General features: G+C 53.2%; 19 protein-coding genes. 5 read left to right on the top strand and 14 right to left on the bottom strand.

What is annotated here, in order from left to right:
• The first annotated feature begins 143 nt into the window (after positions 1-143).
• From EH207_RS17895 to EH207_RS17880, 4 genes are all read left to right on the top strand, one after another.
• Positions 144-1,019, top strand: a complete 876-nt coding sequence (locus EH207_RS17895) for an SIS domain-containing protein (protein ID WP_137715186.1) — start codon at positions 144-146, stop codon at positions 1,017-1,019.
• A 79-nt stretch (positions 1,020-1,098) separates the two neighbouring features.
• Positions 1,099-1,521, top strand: coding sequence for an organic hydroperoxide resistance protein (locus tag EH207_RS17890; protein ID WP_137715185.1), 423 nt, complete (start codon positions 1,099-1,101; stop codon positions 1,519-1,521).
• 411 nt (positions 1,522-1,932) lie between these two features.
• Entirely contained in the window at positions 1,933-3,954 is a 2,022-nt protein-coding gene (gene aegA, locus EH207_RS17885; RefSeq protein ID WP_137715184.1) for a formate-dependent uric acid utilization protein AegA, read from the top strand.
• Positions 3,955-4,326: 372 nt separating this feature from the next.
• Positions 4,327-5,091 carry a 4'-phosphopantetheinyl transferase family protein gene (locus EH207_RS17880; protein WP_137715183.1) on the top strand — a complete coding sequence of 255 codons (765 nt, stop codon included), beginning with the start codon at positions 4,327-4,329 and terminating at the stop codon, positions 5,089-5,091.
• Between the two features lie 52 nt (positions 5,092-5,143).
• On the opposite strand, the gene EH207_RS17875 is transcribed toward EH207_RS17880, so the two are convergent.
• From EH207_RS17875 to EH207_RS17860, 4 genes are all read right to left on the bottom strand, one after another.
• On the bottom strand, positions 5,144-6,481 hold the full coding sequence (locus EH207_RS17875; protein ID WP_137715182.1) for an NCS2 family permease: 1,338 nt from the start codon (positions 6,479-6,481) through the stop codon (positions 5,144-5,146).
• Between the two features lie 94 nt (positions 6,482-6,575).
• Entirely contained in the window at positions 6,576-7,304 is a 729-nt protein-coding gene (locus EH207_RS17870) for an amino acid ABC transporter permease (protein WP_137715181.1), read from the bottom strand.
• Between the two features lies 1 nt (position 7,305).
• On the bottom strand, positions 7,306-8,058 hold the full coding sequence (locus tag EH207_RS17865; RefSeq protein WP_137715180.1) for an amino acid ABC transporter permease: 753 nt from the start codon (positions 8,056-8,058) through the stop codon (positions 7,306-7,308).
• A 90-nt stretch (positions 8,059-8,148) separates the two neighbouring features.
• Entirely contained in the window at positions 8,149-8,985 is an 837-nt protein-coding gene (locus EH207_RS17860; protein WP_137715179.1) for an ABC transporter substrate-binding protein, read from the bottom strand.
• Positions 8,986-9,318: 333 nt separating this feature from the next.
• On the opposite strand from EH207_RS17860, the gene EH207_RS17855 reads away from it, so the two are divergent.
• Complete coding sequence (locus EH207_RS17855; protein ID WP_137715178.1) at positions 9,319-9,825, top strand: Lrp/AsnC family transcriptional regulator; 507 nt, start codon at positions 9,319-9,321, stop codon at positions 9,823-9,825.
• A 40-nt stretch (positions 9,826-9,865) separates the two neighbouring features.
• On the opposite strand, the gene EH207_RS17850 is transcribed toward EH207_RS17855, so the two are convergent.
• From EH207_RS17850 to pstB, 10 genes are all read right to left on the bottom strand, one after another.
• Positions 9,866-10,882, bottom strand: coding sequence for a 1-aminocyclopropane-1-carboxylate deaminase (locus EH207_RS17850; RefSeq protein WP_137715177.1), 1,017 nt, complete (start codon positions 10,880-10,882; stop codon positions 9,866-9,868).
• 231 nt (positions 10,883-11,113) lie between these two features.
• Positions 11,114-12,043 carry a LysR family transcriptional regulator gene (locus EH207_RS17845; RefSeq protein WP_137715176.1) on the bottom strand — a complete coding sequence of 310 codons (930 nt, stop codon included), beginning with the start codon at positions 12,041-12,043 and terminating at the stop codon, positions 11,114-11,116.
• A 174-nt stretch (positions 12,044-12,217) separates the two neighbouring features.
• The gene (locus EH207_RS17840) at positions 12,218-13,651 is read right to left on the bottom strand and encodes a M20 family metallopeptidase (protein WP_137715175.1); all 1,434 of its coding nucleotides are present in this window, start codon (positions 13,649-13,651) and stop codon (positions 12,218-12,220) included.
• Positions 13,652-13,886: 235 nt separating this feature from the next.
• Complete coding sequence (locus tag EH207_RS17835) at positions 13,887-14,777, bottom strand: ATP-binding cassette domain-containing protein (protein ID WP_246048909.1); 891 nt, start codon at positions 14,775-14,777, stop codon at positions 13,887-13,889.
• Positions 14,774-15,763 (bottom strand): ABC transporter ATP-binding protein, encoded by a 990-nt coding sequence (locus EH207_RS17830; RefSeq protein WP_137715174.1) that lies wholly within the window; start codon positions 15,761-15,763, stop codon positions 14,774-14,776. Before EH207_RS17830 ends, EH207_RS17835 begins: the two co-directional genes overlap by 4 nt.
• 10 nt (positions 15,764-15,773) lie before the next feature.
• Entirely contained in the window at positions 15,774-16,706 is a 933-nt protein-coding gene (locus EH207_RS17825; RefSeq protein ID WP_137715173.1) for an ABC transporter permease, read from the bottom strand.
• A gap of 9 nt (positions 16,707-16,715) precedes the next feature.
• The gene (locus EH207_RS17820; RefSeq protein ID WP_137715172.1) at positions 16,716-17,633 is read right to left on the bottom strand and encodes an ABC transporter permease; all 918 of its coding nucleotides are present in this window, start codon (positions 17,631-17,633) and stop codon (positions 16,716-16,718) included.
• A gap of 74 nt (positions 17,634-17,707) precedes the next feature.
• Positions 17,708-19,240, bottom strand: a complete 1,533-nt coding sequence (locus EH207_RS17815) for an ABC transporter substrate-binding protein (RefSeq protein WP_246048908.1) — start codon at positions 19,238-19,240, stop codon at positions 17,708-17,710.
• Positions 19,241-19,833: 593 nt separating this feature from the next.
• Positions 19,834-20,592, bottom strand: a complete 759-nt coding sequence (gene phoU, locus EH207_RS17810) for a phosphate signaling complex protein PhoU (protein ID WP_137715170.1) — start codon at positions 20,590-20,592, stop codon at positions 19,834-19,836.
• 12 nt (positions 20,593-20,604) lie between these two features.
• Positions 20,605-21,381: a phosphate ABC transporter ATP-binding protein PstB gene (gene pstB / locus EH207_RS17805; protein WP_137715169.1), complete on the bottom strand. Its 777-nt coding sequence runs from the start codon at positions 21,379-21,381 to the stop codon at positions 20,605-20,607.
• Positions 21,382-21,403 lie beyond the last annotated feature (22 nt).

Here is a 21,403-nt window from a genome sequence, read left to right as displayed (position 1 = left end):
CAGCCTGCGTTGGTGATGTATCGTTATGGCGGATAGGCTAAAAAGTACGCCATACTGGGGGGCCGAACCTGCTCTGGTTTCCAGGCGTGATGGTCACCGTACGCGATTAGAGCGATCTTATGGATTAAAAAGAGAAATTTTTAATGACCAATTTTGACAGTAACACGCTCGCCATCGGCGCACGCATTCGTATGGCGCTATCCAGGCTTAGCCTGACTGAAAAGAGCATCGCGGAATGGCTGATCATCAAAGGGAACATCAATGAAGAGACGAGCCTGAAAGAAGTCGCCGCCGCAATGAATGTGTCAGAACCATTAATCGTCAAAGTGGCAAAAAAGCTCGGCTATCAGGGTTTTCGGGAGCTGCGTGCCGCCCTGATATCCTATTTTGGAACGCTGCCCTTTGATAAAGAACTGGAAATCTCACAGCAGGATAATCTTGAGGTAGTGTTGGATAAAGTGTTCAATACCTCGATTCAGTCGCTGAAAGAAGCGAAATCCGTTGCCGACACGACGGCCATTGCGCAAGCCGCAGCGCTCATTACTCAGGCAAAACATGTTGTGATTCTCGGTGTTGGCGGGTCAGCCTCGGTCTGCCAGGACTTTGAACACAAGTTATTACGTATCGGTATCCACAGCCACTCCTACAGTGACTATCATCTGATGTTGATGGTGTGCTGTCAGCTTGAAGAAGACGATGTCGTGATGATGATTTCGCACTCAGGGGATACCATCGAATTGCTGAAGGCCGCACAAGTCGCCAAACAATGCAACGCCAAGATTATCTGCATTACCAATGATGACGCCTCCCCGCTATCCCAGTGTTCCGACCTTTCCATTTTTAGTCCGGCACATGGAGGACCACTGCTTGGTCAAAATGCCGTGGCGCGTATCGTACAGTTAAACTTGCTTGATACCTTGTTCATTGCCATTGTCCTACGCGATTACCAGGGCACCCGAGATAAACTCGACAGCACACGTGAGGTCGTGAAACCGCTGCATGGTAAAAATACGGGCTAAACATGCGTGTGTTGTTTCACCCGTGACTGTCTCTATGGTCTACGCTTAAACCTGTTCTCGTAAACCATAGGAGAAAAATATGTCTATCGAAAAAGTTCTCTATGTCGCCCATGCTAAGGCAACAGGCGGGCGCGACGGCCACGCCGTTTCATCAGACGGCCATCTCGATGTGAAACTTGGCGTGCCAAAAGAGCTGGGCGGCAATGGCGAGGGCACCAACCCTGAGCAACTGTTTGCCGCCGGCTACTCCGCCTGCTTTCTCGGCGCGTTGAAAAACGTGGCCTCCAGTGAGAAAGTCTCTCTGCCTTCTGGTACGTCTATCGAAGGCAGCGTCGGCATTGGTAAAATTCCAACCGGATTCGGTATTGAAGTGGAACTGAAAATCGCCCTTCCCGGCGTAGACAAAGCCAAAGCGGAAGAACTGGTGAAAAAGGCGCATACCGTCTGTCCTTATTCAAACGCCACGCGCGGCAACATTGACGTCACCCTGACGCTTGTTTGACCAGATTAAGTAAGCTGAGCGGCATCGAAGTCAGCGCCGCTCAGTTTAGATTCAAGCAAACCGGATAAAAATTGAGGCGCGCTGAAAAGTAGCATTAATGTAAGAACGGCATGAGAACCCACCCTATCGATTTACCCATTTTCTATTATAAATTAACCCTCCCTTTACATGCGCCACATCAAAGTAACACCCCTTCTGCATCGTTAGGATAAAAAATAACAACTGGGGTGGGAGTGGCGGGTCTCTCCTGGCGGGAGACTTGCCCCCCTTCCAAACCACTTTCTAAGTGAGCAGAAAATTGAACGCTAACAGTGAGGGCACGCTGCTCTTAAGGTAAGTGGGTACTTACATTTATCGCATTCGCTCTGCCACACCAGTGTTCTTATTAAGTCTATTATGTCGGGAGAGGTTATGAATCGGTTTGTTATTGCCAGCGCTCAGGACTGTATGGGTTGTCGAGCCTGCGAAATCGCCTGTGTCATTTCACACAACAACGAACAGTACCCAACCAGCGCGGATCTGTTCCAGCCCAGAATAAAAGCTTTCAATACGCAAGAACTGCACTCTGCGGTGACCTGCCGCCACTGTGAAGACGCGCCCTGCGCCAGCGTTTGCCCGACTCAGGCACTGGTAAGAAAAGACGATAGTATTCAAATAATTAAAGAGAAGTGCATTGGTTGTAAAACCTGCGTGCTGGCCTGTCCGTTTGGCGCCATATCGATAGTCGCCAACGCCACGACCCACGTCGTCACGGCACATAAATGCGATCTCTGCGCAGGCAGACCACAGGGGCAAGCCTGCGTAGAAGCCTGCCCGACCCAGGCCCTGCATTTGGTCAACGAACAAACGCTGGAGGCGCTCCGTCGTGAAAAACAGCAAAACATGGCGCTGTGTTCATCAACGCATCGGCAACGTGCCCGGCCCGCGAGCAAAGACGCGTCCCAGAATCCATTGAATCAGAGAAAAAACTGGCCTCGTCTCGACGCGGAAAAAAAACCACTGGCACAGAGAAAGACCACGTTCGACGAAATCTATCACGGCTTCACGCCTCAGCAGACGCAGGATCAGGCCGGGCGCTGTCTCACCTGCGGCAAACATTCCATCTGTGAGTGGACCTGTCCTCTTCACAACAACATTCCTGAATTGGTGAATCTGGCCAGGCAAGGGCGGATTCTGGAAGCCGTCGAACTGTCTCACCAGACCAGCAGCCTGCCGGAAATCTGTGGCCGGGTCTGCCCGCAAGATCGGCTATGCGAAGGCGCCTGTACGCTGGGCAAGAAGTACGGTGCGGTCACCGTCGGCAACATTGAGCGCTACATTACCGATACTGCGATGAAAATGGGCTGGATGCCAGACATGACGCAGGTTAAGCCCAGCGGCAAACGCGCCGCCATCATTGGCGCCGGACCCGCAGGACTGGCCTGCGCCGATGTGCTAACCCGTCACGGCGTGACGGCCGTGGTTTTCGATCGCCACCCGGAAATTGGCGGTTTACTGACCTTCGGCATTCCCCCTTTCAAACTTGATAAGCAAGTACTAACTCACCGGCGCGAGGTTTTCAGCGCGATGGGCATCGACTTTCGCTTAAATACCGAAGTGGGCAAGGACATCTCATTCACCCAGATTCTGAAAGAGTTTGATACGGTCTTTCTCGGCGTGGGAACTTACCGCTCCATGAAGGCCGGTCTTGAAAATGAAGAGGCGCCCGGCGTTTTCGACGCGCTGCCGTTCCTGATTGCCAATACCAGGCACGTGATGGGATTACCTGAACGTGAAGACGAACCCTATATCTCTATGAACGGAAAACGGGTTGTCGTGCTGGGCGGCGGAGACACCGCGATGGATTGTCTGCGCACCTCGGTTCGGCAGGGGGCGATGTCGGTCACCTGTGCGTACCGTCGTGATGAAGCCAACATGCCGGGCTCGAAAAAAGAGGTGAAAAACTCCCGGGAAGAAGGCGTTGAATTTATGTTCAACGTACAACCGCAAAAAATTTGCCTCAATGAGCGGGGAGAAGTGTGCGGGATCAGTCTGGTTCGCACCGAACTGGGCGCGCCCGACGCCAGCGGTCGCCGCCGCCCCCGCCCCATTCCGGGGTCTGAATTCGTGCAACCCGCCGATGCGGTGATCACCGCTTTCGGTTTCCAGGCACACAGTATGCCCTGGCTGGAGGAAGCGAAGATCGGTCTGGATAACTGGGGATACATTATGGCATCAGCCAACGGTCCTATTCCTTGCCAGACTAATCACCCGCGGATTTTTGCCGGCGGAGATGCCGTACGCGGCGCCGATCTGGTGGTCACCGCAATTGCCGACGGCCGTAAAGCGGCAATGGGCATGATGGAAGCAATGGGGTTAAAAACCGCTCCATCTGCTGTGCCGGCGGCGTCACTCGACACCGATTTCAACTCGGCGCAAAAAGAAACGCTATAATAAATCAATTCGTTACCGCCGATGCGCAGCAGTGCATCGGCTTACGACCCGTAAAATCACCTGCGCGACGGCGCCCGCTATCGTCATCCCCGTGCGCTAACCGGCCCGGCATATTTCGGGCTGGCACACAGGAAAGAATATCGTTGTATTTAATAAATAATAGTCGCCGATTTATCCGCCCATTTTTCTTTAGTTAATATATTATTCTGATAATATGCCTCTGATATCCCTTGTAAACGGTATAACCTCCCCTGACCGCGGCGACAGAGAAACAAGTAAGCATCGCGCGGCTGTCCTTTGCCAATATCGGGGAGCGTTCTCAGAGCATGACCCAAACAAATCCTAACTTTTATCATTATCACGGAGTGAACAATGACCTGCCATTTTGTCAGGTGGACCATCACGGAAGCGCTTCCCGATCTGCAAAGGTTGCCGAATGAACTCATTTCATCGACACAAGGATTTTCAGCCAAGCGCCGCGATCGTTTTCTGAAAAGCAGAGCGTTGCTGGCTGAGATGATGTTCTACTTTTTCGGCTATCCCCTATTACCGCCCATGCTTTCTTCGCCTGAGGGACGGCCTTACTTTGCCGATCCGCAATTGCCCAATTTCAGCCTGGGCTATGCCGGCAACACCATTGCCATTCTGCTAAGCGAAGAGGGTCTTGTCGGCATGGATATCGAAATTGTGCATCTCCGCCCCAATAACCAGCCCCCGTCCCCTATGCAGGGTCAGACACAGGCAGAGAAGGCCTGGATTGACGCGCAGTGCGATCCGCTCGAAGCCGCCACGCAACTCTGTACCATTCGTCAATCATTGATGAAAATCCCCATACAGAACGGCAGCCGCCCTGAAAACCTGAAACTTCATCCCGCATCCGGGCGGCTGCGCTCCAAGGGCGTGCCCGCCGTTGAAGTGATCAGTGATATTGATGATTATCTGGCATGGGCGTGCGCGCACGTTCCAACGCTGCACCGGCTGGTGCTGTGGAAATACACAGCGGAATCGGGCATGAAGAAAACAGGGGAGATCGTGCAGCACCAGCGCCAGTCCGTTCGCTATATGAAGCTCACCAGTCACACCGCAGAAAAGACGACCTCCGCGCTGCCTTCAAAAGCCCCCGATTCAACCGATTAAAAAGCAGATGCCATTGTGAAGCTCCGGGGGCCCCCTCTGGAGCCGAGAACAATTAATGCGCGTCGATAAAAATGATTTTTAACAGAAACAGCAGCGCCACGACCACGACACACGGGCTGATTTCACGCCAACGGCCGGTTGCCAGCTTCATCACACAGTAGGAAATAAAGCCTAATGCGATACCTTCGGTGATCGAAAAACTGAACGGCATCATCACCGCCGTAATAAAAGCGGGTACGGCTTCCGTCAAATCATCCCATTTCACCCGCGCCAGGCTGGAAGTCATCAATACGCCGACGTAAATCAGCGCGCCCGCCGCCGCGTAAGCCGGCACCATTCCCGCCAGCGGAGACAGGAAGATAACCAGCAAAAACAGAAGTCCCACGACAACCGCGGTCAATCCGGTACGCCCGCCAACGGATACCCCGGCAGAGCTTTCGATATAGGCCGTTACCGATGACGTACCGATGAAGGCGCCGGCAACAGAGCTGACGCTGTCCACATACAGCGCCTGTTTCATGCGGGGAAACTTACCGCGGGCATCCACCAGACCCGCTTTATCCGTCACGCCGATCAGCGTACCGGAGGAGTCAAACAGGTTGACCAGCATGAAAGAGAAGATGATCCCGGACAGCCCCAGATTCAGCGCACCGGCTAAATCAACTTGCCCCACAACCGATGTCACGCTCGGCGGCATTGAGAAAACACCAGAGAACTGAACGTCACCAAGCAGCAGACCAATCGATGTGGTCACCACGATGGAGATCAGCACCGCCGCGTGAATATTGCGGGAAGCCAGCGCCACAATAATGAAAAAGCCCAGTGCACCCAACAGCACGCTGTGCGACGTCAGATTACCGATGGTCACCAGCGTTTCAGGGTTAGGCACAATAATGCCGGCGTTTTTCAGCCCCATCATGGCAATAAATAGGCCGATACCGCTGGCGATACCGAGACGCAAACTGAGCGGGATATTGGCGATCATCCAGTAACGAATCTGGAAAATCGTCAGCAACAGGAAACCGACCGCTCCCCAGAAGATCGCGCCCATGGCAACCTGCCATGACAGCCCCATCGCGCCAACCACGACAAACGCGAAGAAGGCATTCAAGCCCATCGCGGGCGCCAACGCCACCGGCAGGTTCGCCAGCAGACCCATCAGAATACTGCCGAATGCCGCGATCAGACAGGTGGTGACAAAGACCGCTTTGGTATCCATGCCTGCCGCGCCTAAAATCTGCGGGTTAACAAACACGATATATACCATCGTTAAAAACGTGGTGAACCCCGCTATCGTTTCAGTCCGGGCATTAGTACCGTGCAGTTTTAGTTTAAACAAGCGCTCCAGCAGGCCTTGCTCGACGGCAAGACCAGGTTGTGATTTGTTCATTGTCAGCGTTCCAAAGAGAGGGATGATGGTTTTCGGGTATCCTATAACAGGTGGGCATTAAATCAAGGACAGAACAAGATTGTGCCGTAATCCATCAGGCCAGCCCGTTTCGCCACCGTAACCATGCGCGTTTCCGCTGTTTTTTCTGCCTGCTCAAGCGCCGGTTAACCCCGTTCGCCACCAGTTCCAAAGACAGACAAAACACAAAATAGACCAGCGCGACAAACAGGAACACCTCCATGGGATAGACCATGCTGCGATTGTTCACCTGTGTCGCCAGAAACGTCAGCTCCCCCACGCCGACAATGTAAGCCAGCGACGTGTCTTTAATCAGGGAAATCCATTGGTTGATAAACGACGGCGCCATCATCCGCAGCGCCTGTGGCAAAACGATTGTCCACAGGACTTCCCAACGCGTAAGCCCCAGCGATAACCCCGCCTGCCACTGTCCGCGACCGATCGCGGCGATACCCGCTTTCACGCCGTGGGCCAGATAAGCCGACGCAATCAGCGCCAACGCGCAAACCACCGTGGTGATCTCTGGAATATCCACGCCAAAGAGTATCGGCAGTAAAAAATAGGTCCAGAAAATCAGCATGATGACCGGTATGGCGCGGAAGAAGCCGAGAACGGCCGCCAGAACCGCCGCCCCTACGCCGCGGGACATGGCCAGCGCAACGCCCATCGCTGTCCCCAGCAGTGCGGAGGCGATGCCCGCCAGCAGGCTCATCAATAGCGTCAGCGCCGCCCCGCCGAGCGGGCCGTCAGGAAAAGCGCCCCACATCAGATAGCTGAGGTTGTCGCTAATAATTGTGAAATCCATCTCAGTGTCTCTCCGCCGCATGACGTTGCTGACGCCACATGCCCCAGCCTTCCATTAACGCGATAATCGCGATATACAGCACGGTGGCAACGCCGAACGCCTGAAAAGTGCGCAGGGTTTCGGTTTCCACCTGACGCGAGGCGTATGAGAGTTCGGCGACGCCAATCGCCATCGCCAGAGAGGAATTCTTGACCACATTCATGTATTGCCCCAGCAATGGCGGCAACGCGATTTTCAAAGCCTGCGGCAGCACCACATGACGCATGGATTGCCAAACCGTCAGCCCCAGCGCCTGTGCCGCGTATTTTTGCCCGCGGGCCACGCCGCTAATTCCCGCACGGATCTCTTCCGCAATAAAAGCGCTGGAATAGAGCGTCAGCCCAAACAGCCCGGCCAGAAATTCAAATGACGGCCACGCCAAGCTTATCCCTGACAGGGTGACGTCGTGCGGCGTATTCAGCCACTGCATCATTGCCGGGGGAAACAACTGACCCGCGCCGAAGTACCAGAAAAAAAGCTGTATTAACAAAGGGGTATTACGGAAAAGGGAGCAGTACGCCATCACCGTATAGCGCAGCGCCTTCACCTGACTGTCTCTGGCCGCCGCCAGTAAAAAGCCCAGCAAGGTCGCCAGAATAATCGTACAGAGGGAGATCCACAGCGTGATCAGAAAACCTTGCCACAGCCAGCCAAGATAGTGGGGCGCCAGCAGCCCTTCCTCAAGGTATAGCAGTACCGTGTTTGTCAATTTCATAAGCCACTAACTTTTATCTCTCACATGCTATAAAACGGCAACGCCCCCTGCAAAGCAGAGGGCTGTATAGGATTTTCGCCAGTCTGAAAATCAGGCTTTTGGCTGCTGATCCAACGGACCGAAGGTGAAATCGCCACGCGGCTGCGCAGATTTTGTCGCCGGCCCAAACCAGCGATTGTAAATCGTTTTCGCTTCACCCCGTTTTTCCAGTTCCAACAGGGTCTGGTTTACTTTCTCCGTCAGACGCGCCTCGCCTTTAGGAAGACCAATGCCTTGATATTCTTTGGTAATGCTAAACGGCGAGATCTCAAAATCGGCTTTTTGCGCATCCGGCACGTTAGCCAGCAACCCGACCAGTTTCGCATCATCCTGGGTGATAGCCTGAACGTTTCCGTTGCGTAACGCGGCGAAGGCCAGCGGGGTGTCATCATAGGAAATCACTTTCGCGGTAGGATAATGCTCACGCAGCGTGATTTCCTGAACCGTGCCTTTATCCGCGCCAATACGCAGCGTTTTAATGTCCTCCGGCGTCTTCAGCACCCCTTTGCGGGCAATGAATTTCTGGCCGGTGGCAAAATAAGGAATGCTGAAATTAACCTGCTTGGCACGCTCATCGGTAATGGTGAAGTTCGCAGCGATCAAATCCACTTTGTTGGCGCTGAGCAACGGAATTCGGTTGGCGGGGTTGGTGGCTCGCAACGCCACTTTCACGCCCAGCGCTTTTCCAATCTCCTCGGCAATATCAACATCATAACCCACCAGCTTTTTGCTCTGCGGATCGATGTAACCAAACGGCGGATTACTGTCAAAAACCGCAACCCTGACCACGCCCGCTTTTAGAATATCGTCCAGCTTATCCGCCTGCGCAACGCCGGAAAAAGCCACTAATCCCGCTGCTAAAGCGAATGCCACAATACGTTTTTTCATTCCCTGCTCCTGAACGTTTAAGTGATGGATTGCAGGCTATCAGCAGGGAGAAAAACCGGGAAATAACATAAATAGCTATAATATAACCTTAGGTTACATTGATTTTACGGCAGATTATCCTGACATATAACTGCGATTTGTCAGTATTGATTGGCATCAGGAATCTTGCCCGTCAGGTTCAAGCCACCACGCTGTATCGCGGTGTGATTTATTGCGACAAAAAGGATATTTTTCTTATTTTTATTAATCTCACACTCAAAATCACGTAGATTTGTTATCCGAATCGACGAGATAACAAAATCAAGCATCGCCCTAAGCCAATGAGAACCCTATATGAAAGAGAAAACCCCGAATGCCTCACCCTCGGACAACAAAAAGTCTTACGAACTGGATCGTTTTGATACCGCAATTCTGCGTATTTTGCAGACCGACTCGTCCATCTCAAACGTCGCGCTGGCGGAGAAGGTCAACCTTAGTCCGCCTGCCTGCCTGAGACGCGTTGAACGGCTTCGGCAAATCGATCTGATAAAGGGATTTGTGGCGTTACTCAACCCGGAAGCGCTTAACGCCGGTCTGGTGGTATTAATCGGGGTGGTGCTGGATCGCTCAACGCCAGGCTCATTTGAGGATTTCGAGGCGGCGGTCCAGAAGATCAGCGGTTGTATGGAGTGCCACGTGGTGACAGGGGAGTTTGATTACATTTTAATGATCAGGACGAAAGACAATCAGAGCTTCAACCGCCTGCACGCGGAACAATTACTCTTTCTGCCCGGCGTACGCCAGATTCGCTCTTTCATTGGGTTAAGGGAAGTGCTTTCCACCACCCGGTTGACGTTCTGAAAAAGTTCAGGCCCGGTTATCGGGCCTGTCATTCTGCAACTCAGCCGTTACGGAAAATATAGCTATAAGCGCTCAATGCCGGCGCGCCGCCCAGATGGGCATAAAGGACTTTCGATCCTTTCGGAAACTCGCCGTTGCGGATCATATCAATCATTCCCTGCATAGATTTGCCCTCATATACCGGATCGGTCATCACCCCTTCCATACGGGCGCACAGGCGTATGGCTTCCAGCGTCCCTTCACTCGGCAGACCGTATTCGGGGCCGCCATAGCGGGTGTCGAGCACCACATCCTCTTCGGTGATTTCCCGGCCCAGCTCGACCAGATTGGCCGTATTCTGCGCAATACGCAGAATCTGCGCTTTGGTCTTTTCCGGTTTTGCCGAAGCATCGATACCGATGACATTCCGTGAGCGGCCATCTGCCGCGAAGCCAACGACCATACCCGCCTGGGTACTGCCGGTCACGGAGCACACCACAATATAGTCAAACTTGAAGCCCAGTTCTTTTTCCTGCTGGCGTACTTCTTCGGCGAAGCCGACAAAGCCTAAACCGCCGTAAGGGTGCTCTGAGCAACCAGCAGGGATTGGGAAAGGTTTGCCGCCGTTTCGTGACGCTTCTTCCATGGCGTTTTTCCAACTTTCACGAATGCCAATATCAAAGCCGGCGGCATCCAAACGAACATCCGCCCCCATAATACGGGACAGCTCAATATTACCGACGCGATCATAAACGGCATCGGCATAATTCACCCAGTTCTCTTGCACCAGAATGCATTTCATTCCCAGATGCGCGGCGACGGCGGCAACCTGTCGCGTCTGGTTAGATTGAATACCGCCAATTGAAACCAGCGTGTCACACCCCTGCTCTAACGCTTCGGGGATAAGGTACTCCAGCTTACGCGTTTTATTCCCGCCGAACGCCAGACCACTATTACAATCTTCACGTTTGGCATAGATTTCTACCTCCCCGCCTAAATGTTCGCTGAGTCTTTTCATCGGCGTAATCGGAGAGGGGCCGAAAGTTAAGGGGTAACGTGGGAATTTTTCCAGATTCATAATAATGCTCCGCTAAATAAGGGGTTGAATTAGCCGCAGGCGGTGAAGATTTCTCAGGGAAATATTGTCACTCCATGCTGATAACATACCCGAAACCGAATGAATTTAAATTGCTAAATTCGTCATACTTTTTCTATTAAATTCCACTAAAAACCACCTATAAATAAAATAATTTTCAAAATAAACACCAAAGAGAAATAAAATTAACCAACCCACTGCGACAACCGCCTGTCATGCCAAAAGGCGATAGGCCTGCCGAAACAGCGCATCCTGCTGGGCCAGTTCACCGTGTAAAAAATCAAAAAAGCTTTTCAGTGGGGCAGTAACCGGTTTATTGACCTCCGTCTGGATCTGCAAAGTCCGCTGTCCCAACTGTTCCAGACCAACGGTTTTCACCTGTAAACCGTCAAGCCGCGCGCTGTATAACACGGAGAAATGGCTGCATATGGCGATCGCATTCGGGGTATTGAGCATAAAGGCATACAAGGTTGAAAAGTGATTGCAGGTAAAAACCGGATCGATAAAAACGCCGCTTATACGGCATGAGAGATCGAACAGTTGACGGACCGTCGCTGCCTGATCGGGCAGGACGACCGGGAAAGCGTTGAGATCGGCCATGTGAAAATCGCCGGATGCCAGCGGGTGATCGTCTTTCATCACCACCATAAAGGGGGCGGAAAACGACGATATCACCTTGATGCCGTGCTCAGGCGACAGGCTGAACTTCAGCGCCACATCGCATTCACCGTGACGAACCAGCTCGGGTACTTGTCTGGCGCTGCCCACCGTCAGCACAAAATTGACCGCGGGATGTTGCTGCCGGTATTTCGCCAGCAGCGTTGGCAGCAGATTGAACGCAATCCCGTCGGTACACACGATGCGAATCGTGGTTTGACGGGAGGATTTCAGCCCCTCGATCTCGGCAATCGCCAGTTCCATATCAACGATACTGCGGCGAACGTGGTTTTCCAGAATATGCCCGGCATCGTTCAGCACCATACCCCGCGCATGGCGTTCAAACAAAGGTACGCCCAGACGCGTTTCCAAGCGCTGGATCTGCCGGCTGATCGCCGATACCGCCACAAACAGCTGCTGGCTGGCCGCACTCAGCGACCCCGTACTCGCCACGGCCATAAAATAACGAATCTCGTTGTTATGCATGCGCTTTCCGCCTTGTGTTTAACGATGACTCAACAGCAATTAGGCTCATCATAGTCAAATGCGGATCGTGAGGATAATACTCATCTGTTCTGACTGAACGGTACAATTCGGGATGAGACGATACGGCCATGCGTCTCACCCCTTTTCCGCGCAAACTTAACAGCAGGCGTCGGTTTATAGCGCCTCGACCGACTGCGGTTTCTTCTGTAAACGCGCTTTGGCGATATCCCCCCCTTGCTCTCCCAGATCCCAGAACAAGCCCGTCATGATTTTGAGCGACTCAAGCGTCATATCCACCAGTATATGTTCGTTCGGGGCGTGCTGGGAGCACGCGGGATAAGAATGCGGCACCCACAGCGTCGGCAATCCCAACGTTTCCGAAAAACAGGCATTGGGCAGCCCGCCGCCAAAGTTCGGCAATACCGCCGCCGTGACGCCGGACGAGTGTCTGATCGACGTCACCCCCCACGCCACCCACGGGTCGTTGAGATCCAGCCGGGTAGCCTTGTAGTGGCTGGCGTCGTTCACGATCTCAACGTCTTCAAAGCCATTGGCATCAAGATGGCGTCGAATATGCCGGGTAAAATTCGCCACGTCGCAGCCCATCACATAGCGCATATGGCAATGCGCTCTCGCCTGCGGCGGAATAGCGTGGGCCGGTTTATCCGGGTTGCCGGTAACGAACGCCAGTACATCCAGCGTATTCCAGCCATACACCTTTTCGGCGGCGGTCAGACCGGGTTCTCCCCATTGTGAATCGATGACCGGGTCAGTCGGCCCGCCGCCCAGTTCAATATCCGACAGCACCCGGCGCATATTCTCCGAGAGCGCGGGCGGACGAAGGCCCGGCACCAGAATCTGTCCATGCTCATCCACCATGCTGGCGATGGCGTGCGCCAGCCGAATCCCCGGATTGCTCAACAGCCCGCCCCAGTTACCGGAGTGATGAGCCCCTTCACGTAAATTCAGCAGCAGCTCAAAGTTGAACACCCCGCGGGAGCCGAGAAACAGCGTTGGCCGGGACGCGGACACCCGCGGGCCGTCCGAGGCAATAAACAGATCGGCGGCCAGCCAGTCACGATACCGCTCGCACACCGCATCCAGCCCGGGTGAACCATCCTCCTCCCCCATTTCCAAAATGATTTTCACGTTGTAGCCCAGTTGACCGCCCCTGGCTTTCAGCACCTGCTCCAGCGCCGCCAGATTAATGGTGTGCTGACCTTTATTATCCGCAGTGCCACGCCCGTACCAGCGGTTATCGTCCCGAACCATGTCCCAGGGCGATAACCCTTCGCGCCATTGCTCATCGTATCCCCGCACAACATCACCGTGGCCGTAGGTTAACAGCGTCAGTTCCGCCTGAGGCTCCATGCGCCGGGCCAGTAAAAAAGGGCTTCTTTCGTTAACCGGGTTCTCAACCAGCAGGCATTCAAATGACAAAGCCTGGAGCACCGGGATCATCTCATCGGTCAGGTAAGCCATCAGAAGCGGACCGCTGTCGGTATTCTGACTTTCCGTGCGGAATGCCACCCGGCGTGCCAGCGTTTCTTCAAATTTTCCTGAACCAAAATAATCAACGGTAGCCTGGATCGTCTCTTCACGCGTCATATTCAGTCTGTCCTCTTTTCTGGATATTCATGAGTCGCGGTATGCCCCCTGACAACGGGTGGCAAGTGTGTTTCCGCAATGCGTTGCGGCGAATTTCCGCGCTTGTTAGCCGGATTCAGCCAGCCGTGTATTCAGCTAAATAACGGGGGGAGACGTTCGCAGGGAAGCCTCTCCCCGCGGCAATCCCGGGGATACAATCTTTCGTTGAACGGTATGCGTATCGCGCGTTTATCGCTTAATGGCGTTCGATATCGGGAATACCCAACCCCGGCTCAGGCGTCAGTACGGAAGCCAGCAGCGATCGGGTATAGGGATGCTGCGGCGAGTAAAAAATCTGCTCACGCGTTCCCTGTTCGACAATCGCGCCTTTCTGCATCACCGCCACATGATCGACCAGATGTTCCACCACCGACAGGTTGTGACTGATGAGCAGGTAGGTGAGGCCAAACTCCTGTTTCAGTTCAAGCAGCAAATTGAGGATCTGCGCCTGAACGGAGACATCGAGTGCGGATGTCGGCTCATCGCAAATCAGAATGTCGGGCCGCATAATCAACGCCCTGGCAATCGCCACCCGCTGACGCTGGCCGCCTGAGAGCTGGCCGGGATACTGGCTGTGCGTGCGGGCCGGCATGCCCACCACATCCAACATCTCTTTGACGCGCGTTTTTCTTTCCCCCGGCGTGCCGATTTTATGAAGATTGAGGGCCACTTCCACAATGTCGGAAACGGTTCGCCGCGGATTAAGCGACGAATAAGGGTCCTGAAAAATAGGCTGAATGCGGGAGGCCATTTCCTTGCGCTGGCCGATGTCAATCTCGCGCCCTTCGATCAACACGTTGCCAGATGTAGGTTCAAGCAGCCCCAGCAGCATTTTTGCCAGCGTGCTTTTCCCGCACCCTGACTCACCCACCAGCCCTAGCGTTTCACCGCGACGCACGCGCAAAGAGACGTTATCCACCGCGCGAATTTCACCGGCGCGGGAGAAAAAACCGCGATTCAACCGGAACACCCGGGTCAGCGCGCACAACTCCAGGGCAATATCATCATTGCCCGGAATATGCGTTGGCAGCGCCGCGGGTATCGGCTCAGGATTGACGCCAGCGTGTCGATTCGTTTGACTGTTCATGCCACCTCCGCCTTCTTCAACGCCCGAACGCAGCGCACTTCATGATGGGACGTCACCTGAACATACGGGGTTTCCTGACTGCACGCCTCGCTGCAATGGGAACAACGGTTACTGAATGCACAGCCTGTTTGTCCCCCCACCAGGCTCGGCACCACGCCGGGGATCGCCTTCAACGGCTGCCCCGGCACGGTTTTTCCCTGCACAGGAATACAGTCGAGCAATGCGCGGGTATAGGGGTGCTGCGGCTGAGTAAACAGTTCCATTACCGGGGCGGTTTCCACAATTTGCCCGGCATACATCACCGCCACCCGATCGGCGATACGCGCCACCACGCCCAGATCGTGGGTGATAAAAATCACCGCGGTGCCGAACTCCTGCTGAAGTTCGCGCAGCATGCGCAGAATCTGCGCCTGAATCGTCACGTCCAGGGCGGTGGTGGGTTCATCGGCAATAATCAGCTCCGGTTCACACATCAACGCCATGGCAATCATGATGCGCTGTCGCAAACCGCCGGAAAGCTGGTGGGGGTACTGATTCAGCCGGGCTGCCGCCATAGGAATGCCGACCCGCTCCATCAGATACACCGCCCTGTCTCGGGCCTCCGTCTGCGTTACCTTGCGATGCGCCATCAGGGTTTCGCAAAGCTGATTGCCCAGAGTGAAAGAAGGATTGAGCGACGTCATCGGCTCCTGAAAAATCATCGACATCTGATCGCCGCGTAACGCGGTGACATCGCGTTTTTTCAGCGTGAGCAAATCCATTCCCTTGAAGCGCAGACTGTCGGCCGTGCGTACCGCTTTGCGCGGCAGCAGATCCATCAGCGCCAGTGAAGTCATGGATTTACCGCAACCGGACTCCCCCACCAGACACAGCATCTCACCGCGTCTTACCGCAAAATCAATACCTCGCACCGCGTGCAGCGTACCTCGGGAGGTGGGCAGGTCAACCCGCAGGTTTTTTACATCCAGCAAAATGTCATTTTTCATGGCCCTTTCCTCAGTTACGTCCGTCCAGTGCGGTGACATCCCGCAGGCCGTCGCCCACCAGATTGATCCCCAACACCACGACCGCCAGCACAATGCCCGGAATCAGAATCACCCAGGGTTGAAAGAACATGTAAGCCTTGCCTTCCGCTATCATCAGCCCCCAGGAAGGCATAGGCGGCTGAACCCCCAGCCCCAGGAAGGAAAGCGTGGCTTCCAGCAAAATGGCATGGGCGATTTCCAGCGTAGCCACCACCGTCAGCGGCCCAATCAGATTGGGCAGGATTTCCCGCAGCATAATAAATAACGACGATGCCCCCAGCGTTCTGGCCGCGGCGATAAACTCGGCCTCACGCAGTTGGCGGGTAACCGATCGCGAAACAATCAGGAAACGGTCCCAAAGCAATAAACCCAGCAACAGAATGACCACCTTTACCGATCCCCCCACCAGCGCGGCGGTCGCCAGCGCCACCAGAATGACCGGCATAGACAGGCGAACCGTCAGGATATAGCTGACAACAGAATCAACCCGGCCGCCAAAATAGCCCGCCAGCACCCCCAGCGTGACGCCGATAAATCCCGAAACCACGACGGCGACCAGCCCGATAATCATTGAAACCCGCGCGCCGTACAGCAATCGGCTCAGGTAGTCGCGCCCCAGCTTGTCGGTGCCCAATACGTGCTCCCAGCTCCCTTTTTCATGCCACACCGGAGGGATAAGACGTTGGCTGACATCCTGTGCATAGGGATCGTGCGGGCTGATAATCGGGGCGAAGATCGCCGCCACGATAATGACGGCGAGAATAATCAGCCCCAGCGTCATGCTGTGATGTCCCAGAATCGTCTTCAACCAGCGCCGCAGAGAGGTCGGTTCAGGCACCAGTCCCGATTCAATCACCGGCGCTTTCGCCGTCAGCGCTGAAGAAAGTGATGATGACGTTTTCATGGAAGCTCCTTATTGGGTACGTAAGCGCGGATCTAACGCCGCATTAAGGACATCCGCCAAAAATGTCAGCCCGATATAAAACACTGAAATAATCAAAACGATAGCCTGCACCACTGGGAAATCGTTACGCGAGATGGAATCCCATGCCAACTGTCCCAATCCCTGTAACGCGAAGATGGATTCAATCACCACCGAGCCGCCCAACATAAAGCCCAATTCAACTGTGGCAAGCGCCACGACGGGAATGATGGCATTACGCAGACCGTGCTTCACAATCACCTTGAAGGTGCTCAGCCCTTTTGCCCGGGCGGTACGGATATAATCCGAACCTAGCACGTCCAGCATGCCGGAGCGGGTCAGACGCATCAGCGACGGCATCGCGTAGTAACCCAGCGCCACCGCCGGTAATACAAAATTCTGCCAACTGCTGTTCCCTGCCACCGGCACCCATTTAAGCCCAACGGCAAAAATGAGAATCAGGATCAGGGCAAACCAGAAGTTGGGCATGGCCTGACCGATAACCGAGATGAAAATGGAGCATCTATCGATCCAGGTATCGCGGAACACCGCCGCCAGTACGCCAAGCGGAATCGCCACCACCAGCGCAAGCAGCAGGGAAACCACGCCGAGCTTGAGCGTGACCGGCATTCTCTGACCAATCAGCTCCATAACCGTATTTTCAAAATAAAAAGAGCGACCGAAATCGAGATGTAACGCTGCCCACATCCAGTGCATAAACTGCGTAGTCAACGGCTGATCCAGCCCGTATTGCACCCGGATACTTTCAACCACGTCGGCGGACGCATCCGGTCCTGCTATGGCCGCCGCCAGATCGCCAGAAAGGTTCAGGAGAGAGAAACTGACCACCGCGACGGTAAACAGCACCGCTATCGCAACCAGAAGCCGATGTAAAATGTAGATAATCATGAACGGTTCCTCGTTCTCACCAGATGCCTGTGGGAACCGGGAACCAATACGATGATTGATTCCCCGGCAACGTTTTACTTCCAGCTCGCCAATGCAAAGCGCGGCAATTCATCCGGCCAGCTATCAAAGTTCAGATCGGAGGTAAACGCATAATTGGTAGAATAGGAAAACATCGGCGCCAGATAAGCCTGAGATGAAATGCGGCCCAGCAAGTCAGCATATTGCGCGCTGCGCTGTTTCGGCTCGATGATTTGATCAGCTTTTTCCAACATGCCGGTTACTTCGGCATCTTTCCAGATATCGTCGCCCTTGCCGCCAAAGTAAGGCGTGACAAACGCGGAGGCATCGTTAATGGAATATGATCCCCAGGTACGAATGCCCATCGGCGCTTTACCGGAAATCAGATCGGCAGACATCACCGAGTATTGCACGTAATGCAGGCGCGCACGGATACCGACTTTACGTAAATCGCCGATGATCGCTTCAGCATAATCACGCTCACGGTAAGCCCAGATATCGGTATCAAAACCATCGGGATAGCCAGCCTCGGCCAACAGCCGTTTGGCTTTTTCCGGATTGTAATCGTACTTAATCACTTTGCTGGTGTTACAGGCGGTCTGAGCGTGAAAACAGGCGGAATATATCGGCTGGCTGCCGCCGCGCACCAGATTATCGACGATTCCCTTGCGGTTAATGGCGTAGTTAATCGCCTGACGGACTCGCAAATCTTTCAACGGCGCCCCTTCAGGGCCGCTGGCATTGGTGTTCAGCGCAAGAAAGCCCACCCGCATGGTTTCGCCGCTCTTCACCGTGACGTTTGGCATCACTTCCAGTGAAGACATTTGATCCGCCGACACCCGCCAGATCCAGTCAACTTGTCCGGTCATTAACTGCGCCAGCCGGGTTTCCGGATCGCGGATAACCACAAACTTCAGTTTGCCGATTTTAGGTTGTGCGATCGGACTGTCTTTAAAGTAGTCGGGGTTCTTTTCCATCGACACGCCCTGTGCCGGCGTCACGCTGGTGATTTTGTACGGCCCGGTGCCAATGGGCGCCTTACTGAAGCCCGCCAGTTTGACCTGTTGAAAATATTTGGCAGGAAGAATCGGTGTCGGGCCGGACAAATATTCCAGCGCCGCCGGGAACGGTTTTTTCAGATGCAGTTTTACCGTGTAATCATCCACCTTCTCAGTTTCTTTTATCCAGTTAACGCTTTGCGGCATCACTGAACCGGTATTATCACCGGCAATATGCGTAAACGTATAAACCACATCATCAGCAGTAAAATCATCACCATTATGAAATTTGATGCCTTTACGCAAGCGCAGCACTAATGTTTCCGGCGAATCCCATTCCCAGCCAGCCGCTAATTGCGGTTCATATTCCCCCGTTTTGGGATCGCGATATATCAGGCGATCCCATACCAGATTGGAAAGAATGACGCCTTCGCGCAAGGTATTGTGATAAGGGCTAACGTTCTCTACCTCGTTATCCGAGGCATAAACTAACGTGTCGTTCTGTTTTCCCGCATAGCTGTGTGATGCGAAACCCATCAGTAATGCAGATAAAGCATATTTCTTTATCATTCTTGCCAAGGCGCGAGTCATGCTATTCTCCATATCATCAATGAAAAAATTAAATAGCGATACCCCATAGATTTCAGGATGCAATAAAGCGACATACCTGCAATGTGAAAGATGAGGGGGACATACTGAATCTTCACGCTATATGCATTGCAAGAGTGAAGCCAATCGACGGTTTATATCCTTACTGATTTTCGGTGAGAGCTTTCTAAAAATAAGAAATCGCAGTCGTGGCGTGCTTTATTTGTGAATCCTGCGCGTCAATAAATTCAAACCCCGCTTTTTACTATAAGAAATTCTTTCAAATTACGGTACATTGATAGTGCATTCCATGCCGCTATTGCACTACGGAAAAGCAGAAAGGGCTACCACACTAAGAAATTACCGGATGAGCTAAATATAAAAATAAATTATATTCAGGTAAATAAAGCAGGTTTAATGCAGGCGGGAATATTGATGGGTAATATACTTGTCTTACAGTGAAAACATACTCTTAAAAATAGCCTTTATTGATCTTACATCAAATTATTTATCTAAACTAAAGCCATAAAGAAAGAAAAAACGCCCTGCAAGCAGCGCGTTTTCCAGAATAAACAACCAGTGAGTAGTGAGTATTACTACTCGGCGTCCTTCGCCTCTTTAGCGTCTCTTGCATCTTTTTCATCCTTCGCAATCAACAGCTTCTCCAGTGCGTCTCCGCCCAGATGACGGAAATCCTGACCTTTGACGAAATAGAAAATAAATTCGCAGATATTCTGGCAGCGGTCGCCAATACGTTCGATAGATCGGGCGCAAAATAACGCCGTCAGCACGCTGGGAATAGTACGGGAGTCTTCCATCATGTAAGTCATCAGTTGACGTACAATGCCTTCGTACTCCTTATCGACTTTTTTATCCTCATGATAGATACGCACCGCTTCGTCCAGATCCATACGGGCAAACGCATCCAGCACATCATGCAGCATCTGTACGGTGTGCCGTCCCAGCGACTCCAGACTGACCAGCAGCGGCTGGTGCTGATGGGAAAATTTCTCCAACGCGGTACGGCATATTTTATCCGCTACATCGCCCATGCGTTCCAACTCGGAAATCGTCTTGATGATCGCCATTACCAGACGCAGGTCGCTGGCGGTGGGTTGACGTTTGGCGATAATCCGCACGCAGGCTTCATCAATGGCCACTTCCATCATGTTGACCTTGGCGTCAGCTTCCACAACCCGCTGCGCCAGTTCCTCATCCTGATTATGCATCGCAGTGATGGCATCAGTCAGTTGCTGTTCAACCAACCCCCCCATGGTTAATACCTGGGTTCGGATATGTTCCAGTTCCGCATTAAACTGACCGGAAATATGTTTGTTCAGATTCAGGTTATCCATAATGCTTCCTAGTCAACCGTAACGGCCGGTGATGTAATCTTCAGTCTGTTTCTGCCGTGGTGCAGTAAACAGGGTATCAGTGTCGCTGAATTCAATCAGTTCACCCAGATACATAAACGCAGTATGGTCCGAGCAACGCGCTGCCTGCTGCATGTTGTGGGTAACAATAACCACGGTGTAATCCGCTTTCAGCTCAGAAATCAGCTCTTCGATCCTACCGGTGGAGATCGGATCAAGAGCGGAGCAGGGTTCATCCAGCAACAGGACGTCCGGGCGTATCGCTATGCCGCGCGCAATACACAAGCGCTGCTGCTGGCCACCAGACAAGCTATAACCGCTCTGGTGCAGTTTATCTTTAGTTTCATGCCACAATGCCGCTTTAGTCAACGCCCACTGGACACGCTCATCCATATCCGCACGGGAAAGCTTTTCAAACAGCCGTACGCCAAACGCAATATTGTCGTAAATCGACATCGGGAAAGGTGTTGGCTTCTGGAACACCATACCGACTTTTGCACGCAACAGCGCGATATCCTGCTTATCCGTCAGGATGTTATTGCCATCCAGCAGAATATCGCCTTCGGCGCGCTGCTCCGGGTAGAGCTGATACATTTTATTCAAGGTTCGCAACAGCGTGGACTTTCCACAGCCGGAAGGACCGATAAACGCCGTGACCTGATTTGTTGCAATGTCCAGCGTGATTTCTTTCAACGCGTGGAATTTCCCATAATAGAAATTCAGATTACGGACCTGGATTTTGCTGGTGGATGTCTTTGTCGTCATACTCATCAAGACTTCTCTCTTTTTATAT

The organism is Brenneria rubrifaciens (assembly GCF_005484945.1).
Classification (GTDB): domain Bacteria; phylum Pseudomonadota; class Gammaproteobacteria; order Enterobacterales; family Enterobacteriaceae; genus Brenneria; species Brenneria rubrifaciens.
Note: the sequence above shows the minus strand (reverse complement) of the source record. Positions and strands in the feature narration are given on the sequence as shown.